The sequence below is a fragment of the Mumia zhuanghuii genome, assembly GCF_042681565.1.
GTDB lineage: Bacteria > Actinomycetota > Actinomycetes > Propionibacteriales > Nocardioidaceae > Mumia.
Genome location: NZ_JBHUFT010000001.1, coordinates 503,516 through 519,329, shown reverse-complemented (window position 1 = coordinate 519,329; position 15,814 = coordinate 503,516). Strand labels below are relative to the sequence as shown.

At 71.3% G+C, this 15,814-nt stretch carries 12 protein-coding genes and 1 tRNA gene; 8 read left to right on the top strand and 5 right to left on the bottom strand.

Annotation, left to right across the window (positions count from 1 at the left end; genetic code table 11):
• Positions 1 to 43: 43 nt before the first annotated feature.
• Together bagA and bagB are read left to right on the top strand one after the other, a co-directional pair.
• Complete coding sequence (gene bagA / locus ACFSDF_RS02505) at positions 44 to 1,015, top strand: ATPase BagA (RefSeq protein WP_167001205.1); 972 nt, start codon at positions 44 to 46, stop codon at positions 1,013 to 1,015.
• A 71-nt stretch (positions 1,016 to 1,086) separates the two neighbouring features.
• Positions 1,087 to 2,268 carry an ArsA family ATPase gene (bagB, locus tag ACFSDF_RS02500; RefSeq protein ID WP_167249862.1) on the top strand — a complete coding sequence of 394 codons (1,182 nt, stop codon included), beginning with the start codon at positions 1,087 to 1,089 and terminating at the stop codon, positions 2,266 to 2,268.
• Between the two features lie 4 nt (positions 2,269 to 2,272).
• Here the strand turns inward: bagB and ACFSDF_RS02495 are convergent, their stop codons facing one another.
• Complete coding sequence (locus ACFSDF_RS02495) at positions 2,273 to 2,566, bottom strand: WhiB family transcriptional regulator (protein ID WP_167001202.1); 294 nt, start codon at positions 2,564 to 2,566, stop codon at positions 2,273 to 2,275.
• 157 nt (positions 2,567 to 2,723) lie between these two features.
• Here ACFSDF_RS02495 and ACFSDF_RS02490 point away from each other — a divergent pair, with 157 nt between their 5' ends.
• Positions 2,724 to 4,919, top strand: coding sequence for a transglycosylase domain-containing protein (locus tag ACFSDF_RS02490; RefSeq protein WP_167001200.1), 2,196 nt, complete (start codon positions 2,724 to 2,726; stop codon positions 4,917 to 4,919).
• Between the two features lie 40 nt (positions 4,920 to 4,959).
• On the opposite strand, the gene ACFSDF_RS02485 is transcribed toward ACFSDF_RS02490, so the two are convergent.
• A complete protein-coding gene (locus tag ACFSDF_RS02485; protein WP_377155999.1) occupies positions 4,960 to 5,421 on the bottom strand; it encodes a GatB/YqeY domain-containing protein in 462 nt (153 codons plus the stop codon).
• 72 nt (positions 5,422 to 5,493) lie between these two features.
• On the opposite strand from ACFSDF_RS02485, the gene ACFSDF_RS02480 reads away from it, so the two are divergent.
• The 3 genes from ACFSDF_RS02480 to ACFSDF_RS02470 all read left to right on the top strand — a co-directional run bounded on the left by ACFSDF_RS02480 (position 5,494) and on the right by ACFSDF_RS02470 (position 7,109).
• Positions 5,494 to 6,408, top strand: coding sequence for a metallophosphoesterase (locus ACFSDF_RS02480; RefSeq protein ID WP_167249338.1), 915 nt, complete (start codon positions 5,494 to 5,496; stop codon positions 6,406 to 6,408).
• Positions 6,409 to 6,457: 49 nt separating this feature from the next.
• A tRNA-Pro gene (locus ACFSDF_RS02475) sits at positions 6,458 to 6,531 on the top strand.
• A 188-nt stretch (positions 6,532 to 6,719) separates the two neighbouring features.
• A complete protein-coding gene (locus tag ACFSDF_RS02470) occupies positions 6,720 to 7,109 on the top strand; it encodes a PIN domain-containing protein (protein ID WP_377156117.1) in 390 nt (129 codons plus the stop codon).
• A gap of 34 nt (positions 7,110 to 7,143) precedes the next feature.
• On the opposite strand, the gene ACFSDF_RS02465 is transcribed toward ACFSDF_RS02470, so the two are convergent.
• Both ACFSDF_RS02465 and ACFSDF_RS02460 read right to left on the bottom strand, forming a co-directional pair.
• Complete coding sequence (locus ACFSDF_RS02465; protein ID WP_167249340.1) at positions 7,144 to 8,868, bottom strand: RCC1 domain-containing protein; 1,725 nt, start codon at positions 8,866 to 8,868, stop codon at positions 7,144 to 7,146.
• A 101-nt stretch (positions 8,869 to 8,969) separates the two neighbouring features.
• Positions 8,970 to 11,720, bottom strand: coding sequence for a helix-turn-helix transcriptional regulator (locus ACFSDF_RS02460; protein WP_377155997.1), 2,751 nt, complete (start codon positions 11,718 to 11,720; stop codon positions 8,970 to 8,972).
• A gap of 123 nt (positions 11,721 to 11,843) precedes the next feature.
• Here ACFSDF_RS02460 and ACFSDF_RS02455 point away from each other — a divergent pair, with 123 nt between their 5' ends.
• On the top strand, positions 11,844 to 13,643 hold the full coding sequence (locus tag ACFSDF_RS02455) for an alkyl/aryl-sulfatase (RefSeq protein WP_377155995.1): 1,800 nt from the start codon (positions 11,844 to 11,846) through the stop codon (positions 13,641 to 13,643).
• 66 nt (positions 13,644 to 13,709) lie between these two features.
• On the opposite strand, the gene dinB is transcribed toward ACFSDF_RS02455, so the two are convergent.
• On the bottom strand, positions 13,710 to 14,900 hold the full coding sequence (gene dinB / locus ACFSDF_RS02450) for a DNA polymerase IV (protein WP_377155993.1): 1,191 nt from the start codon (positions 14,898 to 14,900) through the stop codon (positions 13,710 to 13,712).
• 113 nt (positions 14,901 to 15,013) lie between these two features.
• Here dinB and ACFSDF_RS02445 point away from each other — a divergent pair, with 113 nt between their 5' ends.
• Positions 15,014 to 15,799, top strand: coding sequence for a glycerophosphodiester phosphodiesterase (locus tag ACFSDF_RS02445; protein WP_377155991.1), 786 nt, complete (start codon positions 15,014 to 15,016; stop codon positions 15,797 to 15,799).
• Positions 15,800 to 15,814: the final 15 nt, after the last annotated feature.

The window sequence follows — 15,814 nt, the reverse complement described above, 5'->3', positions numbered from 1 at the left end:
CGCGCGCGTTCGGCCCTCGGGGACGGCCGTTACGCTCGACAACGTGGCTGGCGACAAGCGACTGCACGTCGTGACGGGCAAGGGCGGTACGGGCAAGAGCACCGTGGCCGCCGCGCTCGCGCTCGGCCTGGCCCGCGAGGGCAGGCGGGTGCTGCTGTGCGAGGTGGAGGGGCGCCAAGGGATCGCCCAGCTCTTCGACGTGCCCCCGCTCCCGTACGAGGAGCGCCAGGTCGCGGCCTCCGACGACGGGGCGGTGTACGCGCTGGCGATCGATGCCGAGGCGGCACTCCTGGAGTACCTCGCGATGTTCTACCGGCTCGGCCGTGCCGGGCGGGCGCTCGACCGCTTCGGGGTGATCGACTTCGCGACGACGATCGCGCCAGGCGTCCGCGACGTCCTGCTCACCGGCAAGGTGTACGAGGCGGTGCGGCGCCGCGAGGACGACGGCTCCTACACGTACGACGCCGTGGTGCTCGACGCCCCGCCGACCGGCCGGATCGCGCGGTTCCTCAACGTCAACAGCGAGGTCGCCGGTCTGGCGAAGGTGGGTCCGGTCAAGCGCCAGGCCGACTCGATCATGACGATGATGCGGTCACGGCGTACGGCCGTGCACCTCGTCACGCTCCTCGAGGAGATGCCGGTGCAGGAGACGATGGACGCGATCAACGAGCTGACCGACGTCGAGCTGGGGATCGGCCACGTGATCGTCAACCAGGTCCTCCCGTCCCCACTGACCGACGAGGCCGCGGAACGCGTCGCGAGCGGCGCCCTGAGCGGCGCCGCCGTCACCCGCAGCCTGCGACGGGCCGACCTCGAGGTCGACGCCGGCGCGAGTGCGGCGCTGCTCGACGAGGGACGCCAGCACGTGGGGCGCCAGCGCCTGCAGGCGCACCAGCGCGCGGTCCTCACCGAGGCGGGTGCCCCGGTCGTGGAGCTCCCGCACCTCGAGGACGGGGTCGATCTCGCCGGCCTCTTCGCGCTCGGCGCACTCCTCGTCGACGGAGGCGCCCGGTGAGCCCGGCCGGGTCGGGCGGCCGCGCCTCGCACACCGCGCCGAAGCCCCGTACGACCTCCCGGACGCGCACCCTGGCCGGTCCCGCCGGCGCGCCGGCGCCCGTCCTCGACGTCGACGCGGTCCTCGACGACCCGACCACCGAGATCATCGTGTGCTGCGGCTCGGGCGGGGTCGGCAAGACGACGACGTCCGCCGCGCTCGCGTTGCGTGCCGCAGCGCGGGGGCGGCGCGTGTGCGTGCTCACCATCGACCCGGCGCGGCGTCTCGCGCAGTCGCTGGGGTTGACCGAGCTCGACAACGTGCCGCGCCCGGTGAAGGAGGCCGGCGCCGACGGCGGCTCGCTCGACGCGATGATGCTCGACATGAAGCGGACCTTCGACGAGGTCGTGGAGGCCCACGCCTCGCCGGAGAAGGCCGCGCAGATCCTCGCGAACCCCTTCTACCAGGCGCTCTCGAGCTCGTTCGCGGGCACGCAGGAGTACATGGCGATGGAGAAGCTCGGGCAGCTCCACGCCGAGGCGGTCGCGGGCGGCGAGGGCGAGGATCGCCGGTGGGACCTCATCGTCGTCGACACCCCACCCTCGCGTTCGGCGCTCGACTTCCTCGATGCACCCGAGCGGTTGTCCTCGTTGCTCGACGGACGGCTGATCCGCCTCCTGCTCGCGCCCGCGAAGGGCCCGGCCAAGCTGTTCTCCGCCGGGTTCGGCATCGTCACGACCGCGCTCAACAAGCTCCTCGGCGCCCAGGTGCTGACCGACGTGCAGACGTTCGTGGCCGCGTTCGACACGCTGTTCGGCGGATTCCGTCAGCGCGCCGAGGCCACGTACGCGCTGCTGCAGGACTCGGGCACGGCGTTCCTCGTCGTCGCGTCGCCGGAGCCGGCCGCCATGCGAGAGGCGTCGTACTTCGTGGAGCGGCTCGGCCAAGAGGCGATGCCGCTCGCCGGGCTGGTCGTCAACCGGATGACGACGCCCGAGCTGCTGCTCGACGGCGACGAGGCGCACGCCGCGGCACGGCGGCTCCGGGCGCGGCCTCGGGCGACGCCCGACGACGAGGCGGTCGCCGCCCTGCTGGACGTGCACGCCCGCGGCGAGCGTGTCGCCGAGCGCGAGCGCCGGGTGGTCATGGGATTCGCGGCCGCGCACCCGCGCGTACGAAGGGTCGAGGTGCCCGCCCTCGCGACAGACGTGCACGACCTCGACGGCCTGGCAGCGATCGGTGAGCTGCTGGGCGCGCCGGCGACGATCGCGTAGCAGATCAGACGAGCGCAGGCGCCTTCGACGGCTGGCTCGTGCGGGCGGCTTCGAGCAGCGTGCGCCACGAGGTCACGTTCGGACGACGACGCAGCAGCGCGCGACGCTCCCGCTCGGTCATCCCGCCCCAGATCCCCCACTCGATGTCGTTGTCGAGGGCCTCGGCGAGGCACTCGAGCTTGACCGGACAGGACCGGCACAGCTGCTTGGCGCGGTTCTGCTCCGCGCCCTTGACGAACAGAGCGTCCTGCGATTCCTTGCAGGCGGCCACGGTCGCCCAAGACTCGTTCCATGTCATGATCTGGACACCTTCCCCGAGAGTGCACCGACTCTGCCGGTGATATCTCCAGCCTGACGGTGACGAAACACATGTAACAGACCTCTGGGGATGGTTCGGACTAGTCCTTTCGGACTATCTCTTGGTGCCTCACCCACGCTCCCGTACCCTGGGGCCCATGAATCTGGGGACCGATCGGGACGACGACGGCATGGGCACAGCGCGAGCGATCGGTTCCATGGCGCTGCTCAGCCTTTTTGCCGGCGTGCTCGTCGCCGGGCTCGCGATCCCGGTCGCCGCCTTCGTGGGTGTGACGTCCAACAGCGTGGCCCGCGGGTTCGACGAGTTGCCGCTCGAGCTGCGGGAGACGCCGATCCCTCAGCGCTCCAAGGTGCTGGCTGCCGACGGCTCCCTCGTCACCTACTTCTACTCCCAGAACCGCCAGGACGTCCCCCTGGCGAAGATCGCGCCCGTGATGCAGCAGGCCGTGGTCTCGATCGAGGACGCGCGGTTCTTCGAGCACGGCGCCATCGACATCAAAGGCACGGTCCGCGCGCTGGTCAACAATGCGACCGACGGCCAGACGCAGGGTGGCTCGTCGCTGACCCAGCAGCTCGTCAAGAACATCCTCATCCAGCAGGCGGCGACGCCCGAGGAGCGCAAGGCCGCCACCGAGGTGACGCCGGCCCGCAAGATCCGCGAGCTCAAGTACGCGATGAGCTACGAGGAGAAGCACAGCAAGCAGCAGATCCTCGAGAACTACCTCAACATCTCCTACTTCGGTGACGGCACGTACGGCATCGGCGCCGCAGCCCGGCACTACTTCTCTGTCAGTGCCGCCGACCTCGACCTGACGCAGGCGGCGACGCTGGCAGGTCTCGTCAAGAACCCGGTCGAGTACGACCCGGTGACCTACCCCGAGAACGCGCTGCGCCGACGCAACATCGTGCTGTCGACGATGCAGGCGCAGGGCCTCATCACACCCGAGGTCGCCAGGACCGCGATGGGTCAGCCGCTCGGGCTCAAGATCACGACCTTCTCCAACGGCTGCGTGAGCACCAAGGCGCCGTTCTTCTGCGACTACGTCCGCCGCTACCTGCTCCAGGACAAGTCGCTCGGCAAGAACGAGGACGAGCGCCTCCACCGCATCGAGACCGGTGGCCTGACGATCAAGACGACGCTGGAGCCGAAGTTCCAGAAGGCGGCTGACAACTCGGTCGAGAACCGCGTGTCGCCGACCGACAATGCGATCGGCGCTCAGGCTCTCGTGGTCCCCGGCACCGGCGCGGTGCGTGCGCTCGCGCAGTCGCGGCCGATGGGCAACAGCAAGAAGGCCGGCCAGACCTACATCAACTACACAGTGCCCAAGGCGCTCGGCGGCGCCAACGGGTTCCAGGCCGGCTCGACGTTCAAGGTGTTCACCGCTGCCGCCGCGCTCGACAAGGGCTACCCGACGTCGACCTTCTTCAACTCGCCGCAGTCGATGAACATCAGCGGGTTCTCGCAGTGCGACAGCCAGGGTGCGGGGTCGTGGCAGGTCAGCAACTCGACCGGAGCCGGCGGCTTCGACATGACCCGCGGGCTCCGCCAGTCGGTCAACACCTACTTCGCCCAGCTCGAGCGCCTCGTCGGGCTCTGCGCGACCACCAAGATGGCCAAGAAGATGGGCATGCCCGTCGAGGACGTCGACGACACCTTCCCGTCGTTCACGCTCGGTACGCTCGACGTGAGCCCGCTCGACATGGCAGCGGCGTACGCGACGTTCCCGGCACGCGGCGAGTACTGCAAGCCAATGCCGATCACCGCGATCACCGGCCCCGACGGCGAGACGGTCATGGACTACAAGCCGGCCTGCGAGAAGGTCCTGTCGCAGGCGGCCGCCGACTCGATGAACCAGATCCTGCGCGGCGTCCAGTCGTCCGGCGGGTTCGGCTCGGCGCTGCAGCTCAACAAACCGTCCGCGGCGAAGACGGGCACGACCCAGGCGAGCCGTGCCGTCTGGTACATGGGCTACACGCCCAAGCTCGTGACGTCGTCGATGATCGCCGGCGCCAACCGCGACGGCCACTGGAAGTCGCTGATCGGCACCGCGCTCAACGGCACCACGATGTCGTTCAACTCCGTCGGCGGCGCCGCGCTGGCTGGTCCGATGTGGGCCGACACGATGCGGGCGATCCAGGACGACCTGCCGTACGCCAACTTCAACAGCCCCGGCAGCCTCGGCGCTGCACCCGCGGACACGCCTCGCGCGCCGAAGAAGGAGCCGAAGAAGGACAAGAAGGGCGACGGTGGCGGCGACGGCGGCAACGACCGACCGGGTCGTGGCAACGGCGGCAACGGTGGTGGCGGCGGAGGCCGCGGCGACGACGAGTGACCGCGCTCAGCTGACCCGGTGATGAGGGTGGGTGCCGGCCTCAGGCGCCGAGCTGCGTACGGACCTCGGCCGCGAGTGCGGCACCGTCGACGCGGCCCTCCGTACGGGGCTTGAGAAGCCCCATCACCTTGCCCATGCCGCGCATGCCCTCGTCCGCGACACCAGCCTCGGTGATCGCGTCGGACACGAGGGCGCGCACCTCGTCCGCGCTGAGCTGCGCGGGGAGGTACTCGGCGAGGATCACGGCCTCATCGCGCTCCTTCTGCGCCAGCTCGGGACGGTTGCCGGAGTCGTACGCCTCGGCGGCCTCTCGGCGCTTCTTGGACTCCGAGGTGATGACGCGCTGCACCTCGTCGTCGGTGAGCTCCTTGGCCTCCGTACCGGCTGTCTCCGCACGGCTCACGGCGGACAGCACCATGCGCAGCGTCGACGCGCGCAGACTGTCGCGCTCCTTGATGGAGGTGGTGAGGTCCTGTCGCAGCCGATCCTTGAGCTCGCTCATGCCCCCATCATCGCCCAGCCTTCGGCTCGCGAGCACACGGATTCCCCACCAGCGGTGTGGCACCCTTGCTGCGTGCACACCGTGTCGAAAGCCCTCATCGCGACAGCGACCGCCGGTGCGGGGGCGGTGGCGTACGGGGCGCTGTACGAGCGCAACGCGTTCGTCGTCCGCGAGCACGACCTCCCGGTGCTCCCCGCGGGCGCCCACCCGATCACGGTCCTGCAGATCTCCGACGTCCACATGACGCCGGGCCAGGCACGCAAGCAGCGCTGGCTGCGCAGCCTCGCCGAGTACGAGCCTGACCTCGTCGTGAACACCGGCGACAACCTTGCGCACCTCGACACGCTGCCCGCGCTCCTCGACGCCTACCACGACCTGCTCGACGTGCCCGGAGTCTTCGTCTTCGGCTCGAACGACTACTACTCGCCGACCGTCAAGAACCCCGCCCGCTACCTCCTCGGCCCCTCGGGTCAGCGGCGCCGCTCGCCGGACCTCCCGTACGAGAAGATGCGCGCCGCGTTCACGGAGGCGGGGTGGCACGACCTCAACAACGCGACCGCCCGCCTCGACATGCGCGGCGTGTCGCTGGCGTTCGCGGGCCTCGACGACCCCCACGTGAACCGCGACGACCTCGACGCGATCCCCGACCGTGCCGACCGGACAGCCGATCTCGCCGTCGCCGTCGTCCACGCCCCCTACCTGCGCGCGCTCGACGCCTTCAACGCCCAGGGATACCCACTGATCCTGGCCGGGCACACCCACGGTGGACAGCTGCGGGTGCCTGGGTTCGGAGCGCTGGTCACCAACTGCGACCTCGACCGCCGACGGGCGCGAGGCCTTCACCAGCACCGGATCGCGGGGCGTGACGCGTCGTGGCTGCACGTGTCCGCGGGGTGCGGGACGTCGCCGTACGCGCCGGTGCGCTTCGCATGCCGACCCGAGGCGACGGTGCTCCGACTGCGTCCGGTAGACTCTCCGAGGAACTGAGCGCGGGACTCTCGCGGAGACGTTCTGCTCGTACGACGTACGAGGGCCACGGGGTGTGGCGCAGCTTGGTAGCGCGCGTCGTTCGGGACGACGAGGCCGCAGGTTCAAATCCTGTCACCCCGACAGCAGACATGCAGGACCCTCGAGCCATCAGGCTCGAGGGTCCTTGTCGTTTCCGGGACGCGCGTGTGCGAACGTCGAACGCCATTCCTGCTGCCGTCCGGGGCGCCCTCGGACTGCGCACACGATGGTCCTCCCGTCACCGTGGAGGAGATGGACGCCGCGATCGCGGACGCGGTGACTGATCGGAGATCGGGCTGGATTCGAACGTCGTCATCCGGTATGCCGTTCGCGACGACGAGGATCAGGCCGGGCGAGCCGACGCCGTCGTCGACGGCCTGAGCGCGGACTCGCCCGGATACGTCAGCCTGGTCGTGCTCACCGAGACGTGGTGGGTGCTCGATCGGGCGTACGCCATCGCGCGAGATCGACGGCTGGAGTTCTTCGAGGCCCTCCTGGACGCACAAGAGCTCCGCACGGAGAGTCCCGACCTCGTCCGCGCCGCGCTACGACGTACGCGCCGAGGCGCGGACTTTGCCGACGCGCTCATCACCGAAGCAAGCGCGGCTGCAGGCTGTACGCGCGTGATGACGCTCGATGAGCGGGCCGCGAAGCATGCCGGGATGACCCTGATCACCTGACCGCGGTCATCCCGGCGCCGTCGCTTCAGCGAGGTCAGCGGCGCGAGATCCTGACCCGGCGTGTGTCGAGGCTGCCGCTCAGGTGACCCGGCCGTACGGCGACGATGCGGACCTTGAGCCGCTTGCCGCGGTCCTTGCGCGTGACCCGGTACGTCGCCTTCGTCGCTCCCCGGATCTTCTTGGCGCCGCGGAACCACTGGTAGCGCAGGCGGGTCGGTGCCGGCGCGAACCCGGAGGGGGCGAGACGAGCGATCCGCAGGCGCTTGCCGACCTTCTTGACGCCGACGATCCGCGGTCTCGGTGCCCGCACGTAGCGGGGCGCGACGCCGTACCGCACCCTCGCCGACGGCGCGGACCGCGCACGACCGAGCGCGTACGTGCCCTGTGCGGCGATCACCTCCACCGTGAGGTGTCGGCCGCGGTCGGCCGCAAGAAGCCGGTGGGCCCTCGCCGTCGCCCCGGCGATCACCACACCGTCACGCAGCCACCGGTATGCGTAGTGCGTCGCGGCCGGGCTCCAGGCGCCCACGTCGACCGTGAGCACGTCTCCGACCCGAGACACGCCACGGATCGTCGGTCGTCTCGTGGCGAGGAGGAGCTGGCCGCCCAGCGGGGCCACCACGGTCGTGAGGTTGGGGTTGCGCGCGGTGAGCTGGTTGTTCGAGTTCCGTCCGATACCCCGCGCCACGCCGTCGGCGGTGCGCACCAGGGTGTGGCTGCTGTTGGTCGCGGAGATCCCGACGACCTCGGGCGTGACACGGTCGGTGATGCTCGCGAACGAGACCCGGTGAAGCGCGATGCCGCCCACCTGCCCCCACGCGTTGCTGCCGACGGCGTACGCCTCGCCGTCCGAGCCGATCGCGACCGTGTGGTTCTCACCCGCACTGATCGCCACGGCGGTGACCCCGGTGGTGAGCGGCCGCATCAGCATCAACGTCGTACGGTCGCCCGTACCGGAGATCTGACCGAGGTCGTTGAGGCCTGTGCCGTACAGCCTTCCGTCGTCCAGCAGCACGACCGAGTGGCGCCACCCGGCCGCGACCCCCACGGGGACCCTGCCGGCCGGCAACCCGGTCAGCGGCGTCAGCGTCCGTCGGGAGCCGGTGCCGGTCAGCTGGGACCGGTCGTTGAGTCCCGTCCCGTAGACGACGCCGTTGTCCGCGACCACGAGCGTGTGAAGGGCGCCGGCGGAGATCGCCGTCGCGCGCACGCCGGCGGGCAGTCCCACCAGCGGCATGAGGGTCGAGCGGTTGCCCGTCCCGGTCAGCTGGCCGCTCACGTTCGCGCCCGTTCCCCGCACCACGCCGTCCGAGCCGAGGACGAGCGTGAACCCGTTGCCTGCGGCGACGTCGACGGCACGCACCCCGGCAGGCATCCCCGTCAGCGGACGCAGCGTCGCCACGTCTCCCGACCCCGTGAGCTGCCCCGCGCCGTTCTCCCCGGTCCCGTACACCCGCCCGTCGGAACCTCGTACGAGCGAGAACCACGTCGGCCCCGCGGCGACCGAGACCGCTCGTACGCCCGACGGCAGGCCCGACATCGGGGTCAGGGTGGTCCGCGCGCCGGTGCCGGTCAGCGAGCCGTACAGGTTCACGCCGGTCCCGTACGGTCTCCCGTCCTGCCCGATCACCACCGAGGCGACGTTGCCGGCGGCGAGGGAGAGCGCGACCTCGGCCGGTGCCGCTCGGGCAGGGCTGCCGGTCATGGTGGCCGTGCTGGCGAGCATGGCGGAGACGGTCAGGAGGACGAGGCGGCGCATGCGGGTGCTCGATTCGTACGGAGTGACGAGACGTCAGGTCGTTCGTAGTCTCAGCGCGACGCACCCCGGCCCGTATCCGTGCCGACCACCAGAGTGTGGGCTCAGGCGAAGAAGGCGGGCAGCGCGGCGCGTTCGCGGATCGCGAGCTTCCGGAAGACGTTGGCGAGGTGGTACTCGACGGTGCGCTGCGAGATCACCAGACGCTCCGCGGCGTCGGCGTTCGACAACCCGGCCGCGACCTCCCGTGCCACCTCGAACTCGCGGGGCGTGAGCTCGGCGAGGGGTGACGCGGTGTCGGTGAGGGGTGCCCGACGCGCCCCGCACGCCGCCAGCTCCGACCGGGTGCGGGCCGTCCACGCGTCCGCTCCGAGTCGCACGAACTCACCGAGCGCTGCGTCGAGGTGCCGGCGCGCGTCCGCCTTGCGCCGCATGCGGCGCAACCGCAGGCCCCAGCAGAACTGCGTGCGTGCGCGTTCGAACCCGTGGGTCGCGCCGTCATGCAGCCGGACCGCGCGCGCGAAAAGCGCGTCGACGTCGTCGGGGCCGGCGAGAAGCGCCCGACAGCGCGCCGCCCACGCGAGGGACAGCCCGTGCTGGTCCCGAAGGGCCCGGGCCTCGTACGCGGCCAGGTCAGGGAGCAGCTCGTCCTCGCGTCCGCAGTGCCAGTAGGCCTCGAACTGGTTGGGGAAGCGGGCGACGTACGCGAGGTTCTCGCCGCCCGTTGCGCGCTCCAGCGCCGTCGCCTCGTCGAGCGCGTCCGCCGCAGCGGCGAAGTCGCTCGTGGACAGCAGCAGCATCCCTCGGACGCACGCCTCGCTGTGCGCCAGCGCGGGACTCTGGCGCTCGACGACGTCGGCACCTCGGGCCAGCAGCGCGAGGCACGTGTCGCGATGCCCCTGGCAGGCCTTGATATAGGCGTGGCGCAGCAGGATGTGCGCGTACGGCCCGGTGAAATCGTGATCGCGCGCCGCCCCCTCCGCAGCGGACAGCTCCAAGACCGCACGGGACCACTCACTGCGCCGTTCCCACACGATCATGGTGATCGCGTTCGACGACAGCCGCGCCGCACTCTCGCCACCGGTGACGCGGGCCAGCTCCTCGCAGCGACGTGCGACGTCGACGCATCCGTCGAGATCGCCCAGGTGCGACACGGCGAGACCGGCGAACCCGAGCGCCAGGGTCGGGTCGGAGCCGCCGTCGGCGACGACGGTCTCGAGCCAGTCACCGCGCAGGAAGCCGCCTGCGCCCTCGACCCCGGTCATCAGGTCGAGGACGTCCAGGAGGGCCCGGTGCAGCGTGGGGACCCGCTCGTCGGTCACCGCCGCGCGCAGACGATCGGCGTACCCGCGGGCACGGCCGACATCTCCCCAGGCCATCGCGAGCGACACCACCGCCATCACGAGATCGAGACCGGCTGCGGCGGTGCCCTCGCCTGGGTCCGGGGCCCGTCGTACGAGGGTGAAGCCGAGGTGCGCGTACGCGTCGAGGTCGACGGGTGGGTCCTCCTGCGACCAGAGCGTGGCCATCACGAGCAGCGTCGCCCACCGTGCCCGCGTCGGATCATCCGGCGCTCCGTCGACGAGTTCGCTCAGCACGCGCATCGCGGGGCCTGCGGCCCTGGCCTGCATGTACGCCTGGGCGGCGCGGGCGGTGAGCTGGCTTCGCTCGGGCCCGGTCGGCGTGCGCGCTGCCGCCGACTCCCACGCGAGTGCGGCCTCTGCCGGCGCCTCCTGACGGGCAGCCTGCTCCGCCGCCGCCACGAGCGCGGCGACGACGAGGCTGTCGGGAACGCGAGCGACGTGCCGGAGATGGGAGGCGTGCCGTACCGGATCGTCGCGGAAGCACTCGGCGAGGATGCGGTGCGCGTCCTCGAGCTCGCGGACCGTCGCCGACGCCTGGACGGCGGCTCCGAGGCTCGGATGGACGGGAGCCCATCGCTCGTCCCGTACGGCGACGAGCCCGAGGCGTTCGCCCAGATCGAGGTCGTCACGGCTCAGGCCGGCGGCGGCCAGGGCACGTGTCGTCGCGGCGGTGTCGAGGTCGTCCAGCGCCACGAGCAGCACGGCGAAACGGCCGGCGTCGGTGAGCGCCTTGATCCGCGGCGCGTACAAGGTTTCCAGCGACGGGCCCACGGGGAGCCGTACGGGGAGCGGCTCGCGTCCGCGGCGCTGCGCAGGCCGCAGGTCGAGCGGCACCTCCGCCAGCGCGAGGGGAAGTCCGCCCGTCTCGGCGGCGATGCGTTCGGCCACGACGGCGCTCATGCCGGCGTGGCGGGCACGGAGCATCGCGAGCGACTCCTGGTGCGACAGCGGCTCGAGCATCAGCGTGGTCCCGACGCCGCGAAGCCCGTCGGGCTCGCGGGTGCCGAGCCAGAACGTGACGGGGTCGGCGTCGAGCCGGCGCGCCGCGAACACGAGGGCCTGGCGGGTCGAGGAGTCGAGCCACTGGACGTCGTCGACAGCCACGACGACCGGGCCGCGGGCCGCGGCGAGCTCGGAGAGGAACCAGACGAGCGCGCTCGCCACCGGGAGTCGTTCGACAGGTTCAGCTGGAGCGAAGGCGACGGCCCCTGCGAGCGCCCGTCCCCGAGGCTCGGCGTGGCCGGCGAGCTCCGCGGCGAAGGGGGCCAGCAGCTGGTGCAGCCCGGCGTACGGGAGGTCGGACTCGGCGACATGCCCGGCAGCGCGCAGCAGAGTGACCTCCGGCGCGAGGGACCGTACCGAAGCCTCGAGAAGGGCGGACTTCCCGCTCCCGGGGGCTCCCGCCACCACGGTCGTCCGCGACCTGCCGGCACGGGCGTGCGCCACGGTGGTCGCGAGGACCGCGAGCTCCTCGTCGCGCCCGATCAGCATGCGGACCTCCCTGCGCGACAGGGTATCGGCGTTCGTGCCGTGGCGGTCGCTCTCCGGCAGGCTCGTCCTGCCTCACCCTCGGCGGGCGATGCGATTGAGCTGTAGGCGACGGACCGTGAGGCTATGGCCACCACGTACTCCGAGGACCACCCAGACTTCGTCAACGCCGATCGCGGGTTCGTGGGCACGATCTCTCCGGCGACGATCACCGACGCCGCGGGCAACGTCGTTTTCGACGCCGACGCGCTCGCGTTCGTCACAGGCGAAACGCCCGATACGGTCGATCCGAGCCTGTGGCGGCAGGCGAAGCTGACCGGGCGGCACGGCCTGTACGAGGTGGCGCCCGGCTTCTCCCAGGTCCGCGGCTTCGACATCTCCAACATGACGCTCGTCGAGGGCGACACCGGCGTGATCGTCATCGACCCGCTCGTCAGCGCGGAGTGCGCCGCCGCGGGCTTAGCGCTCTACCGGGAGCATCGTGGCGACCGTCCGGTCACCGCCGTGATCTACACGCACGCGCACATCGACCACTTCGGCGGCGTGCTCGGGGTCGTCGACGCGGACACCGACGTGCCGATCGTGGCACCGGAGCACTTCCTGGAGCACGCAGTCTCGGAGAACGTCTACGCCGGGGTCGCGATGCTCCGGCGCGGCTACTACTACGACGGCCATCCGCTGGACGCGACGCCGGAGGGCTCGGTCGGCATCGGCCTCGGGCCGCGCGCGTCCGCCGGGACGATCGGTCTGATCCCTCCGACGCTCGACATCACGCGTACCGGCCAGGAGGAGACGCTCGACGGGGTGCGGTTCGTCTTCCAGCTGACACCGAACACCGAGTCGCCGGCGGAGATGAACTTCTTCTTCCCCGACCACCGGGTGCTCTGCATGGCGGAGAACGCCACGCACGTCATGCACAACCTCCTGACGCTGCGCGGCGCACAGGTGCGGGACTCGCGGATCTGGTCGCGCTACCTCGCCGAGGCGGTCGAGCTGTTCGCCCACGATGCCGACGTCGTCTTCTCGTCGCACCACTGGCCGACCTGGGGGTCGGACGCGATCATCGACTTCCTCACCGACCAGCGCGACCTCTACGCGTACATGCACGACCAGACTCTGCGGCTGATGAACCAGGGGTACGTGGGGGCGGAGATCGCGGAGATGCTCCCGATGCCGGCGTCACTGAAGGACGCTTGGAGCACACGCGGCTACTACGGCTCGCTCAGCCACAACGTGAAGGCGATCTTCCAGCGCTACCTGGGCTGGTACGACGGCAACCCGGCTCACCTGTGGCAGCACCCGCCTGAGGTGCAGGCGGCGCGGTACGTCGAGCTGCTCGGCGGTGTCGACAAGGTCGTGGAGGCCGTCGACCGGTACGCCGACGCCGGGGACCTGCGCTTCGCCGCGGAGCTGGGCAGCCACGCCGTCTTCGCGGACCCGACGAACGCGCCGGCGCGTGAGGCGCTGGCCAACGTGCTCGAGCGCCTGGGGCTCGGCGCCGAGAACGCGACCTGGCGCAACTGCTTCCTGACCGGAGCTCACGAGCTGCGTGGTGGCCACCCGGCCGGCTTCGTGTCGTCGGCGGGTATGGTCAGTGCGCTCACGGTCACGCAGCTGTTCGACACGATCGCGATCCGGCTCGACGGCGCGAAGGCGGCCGGGACCACCGCCAGCATCCGGTGGGAGCTCACCGACAGCGGCGAGACGTACCGGATGGAGCTGTCGAACGGCGCGCTCGTCCACTTCCCGACGCGGCGCGACGACAGCGCGGACGTCACCGTACGGCTGACGAAGGCACAGCTCCTCGGCCTGCTCGGATCAGGGTCGCTCGACGGCATTGACGTGGAGGACGACGCCTCGGTGCTCACGACGCTGCTCGCGTTGACGGACGAACCCGATCCCATGTTCCACGTCGTCGAGCCCTGAGCCCGCGGAAAGTGACCCGGGAGTGGGCGGAGAGTGACCCGAGGGCGGGCGAGAGTGACCCGGGGGTTAGTCGGGGAGGGTGGGCATCGCGAAGCCCTGGCCGCGCTTCACAAGCGAGGCGCGCAGCACGGCGTCGGACCCGAACCGCTCTCGTACGTCGTCGAGCGCGAGGTCGAGCGACGCGGAGCCCGGCTCGCCGAAGGGCAGCTCGAGCTGGACGCCCTCGTACGTGTCGAAACCGCTCACCGCGACGCCGACCAGCGTGCAGCCACGTTCGGCGATCATCGGCGCGGCGACGTCGAGGAGCGAGCGCGCGACGAGGAGGATCCGGTCGGTACGGGCGGTCGGACGCGGCAGCGTGTGCGAGCGCGTCGCGCGGGTGAAGTCGTCGAAGCGCAGGCGCAGCGTGACCGTACGGCCCTCACGCTCAGCCTTGCGCATCCGGCGCGTGACACGATCGACGAGACCGGCGAGCGAGGCGTCGATCTCGGCCATGTCCTTGGGTCGCCGGCCGAGCGCCCGCTGCGCCCCCACCGAACGACGGCGTCGTCCGGTCTCGACGCGTCGCGGGTCCTGCCCGTTGGCGAGGGCGTGGAGGTGGTAGGCCGCGGCGCGCCCGACGTACGCCGCGAGCGCGTGCGGAGGCACGGCCGCGAGATCGCCGATCTGCTCGATGCCACGTGCCCGCAGCTTCGCGCCGGTCTTGGCACCGACGCCCCACATGCGCTCGACCGGCAGCGGGTGCAGGAACGCCCGCTCGCCGTCGACGGGGACGACGAGCAGACCGTCCGGCTTGGCGTACGCACTCGCGATCTTGGCGAGGAACTTGGTCCGCGCGACGCCCACCGTGATCGGGAGCCCGACCTCGTCGCGCACCCGCTCACGCAGGCGCGCGGCGATCGCCTCGGGCGATCCGACGAGGCGCGCCAGCCCGCCGACCTCCATGAACGCCTCGTCGATCGAGATCGGGTCGACCAGCGGCGTCGTGTCGCGGAAGACCTCGAAGACGGCCTTGCTCGCCGCCGAGTACGCCTCGAAGCGCGGCGACGCGACGACCGCTCCGGGGCACAACGCCTTGGCCTCGACGATCCCCATCGGAGTCCGGACCCCGTACGCCTTGGCCTCGTAGCTGGCCGCGACGACCACCCCACCCCCGACCAGCACCGGGCGCCCGCGCAGCGACGGGTCGTCGCGCTGCTCGACCGACGCGAAGAACGAGTCGAGATCAGCGTGCAGGATCGTCGCCTCTCCGTTCATCGAACATATGTTCGCATACATCTCCAGGCGGCGGAAACAGAACTCAGCGAGCCTTCACCTCCCGTCCACCTGGCCCTCGTCTCCGCTCCACCATCGGTCGCGACGCTCGCCGCATGAACGAGCCGATCACCACGATGCGCCGGCCACGGGTCGTCGCGCACCGGGGCGCCAGCGCGGTCGCGCCGGAGAACACGCTCGCCGCGGTCGCCGCAGCGGTCACGAACGGCGCCGATGCCGTCGAGGTCGACGTGCAGTCCACACGCGATGGGGTGCCCGTCATCGTCCACGACGCGACGCTCGCGCGCACCACCGACGTCGCCCGACACCTCCCGCGCCGCGCGAACGACCCCGTCCCGTCCTTCACCTACGACGAGGTTCGGCGCCTGGACGCCGGGTCCTGGTTCGGGCCCGGACACGCCGGCGAACCCGTGCCCACCCTGGAGCAGGTCCTCGACACCCTGCGGGCGAGCGGGGTGGGGCTGCTCCTCGAGATCAAGAACCCCGGCTCGCAGCCCTACCTCGTCGCCGAGGTCGCCGAGGTGCTCCGCTGCTTCTCGCCCGGCGTCGCAGTGACGGTGCAGAGCTTCGACGCCGAAGCGCTCCGGGCGTTCGGGCGGCTGATGCCCACCGTGCCGCGCGGACTGCTCGTCCGCCACACCCCGCGCAACCCCGCGCTCGAGGCGTGGGTGTCGGCAGTGAACCCGTGGCACGGCGCGGTCACCTCCGCATACGTGCGCCGCGCCCAGCTCGCCGGGCTCGAGACGTACGTGTGGACCGCGAACTCCCGCGCCGCGATCCGCCGCGCGGCCGACGCCGGCGTCGAGGGGATCATCACCGACCGTCCCAGCCGCGCGCTCGCCGTCCTTCGCCGCGCCGCCCAGGTCGAGGCGTCCGCGTGAGGGGCCAGGCCGTGG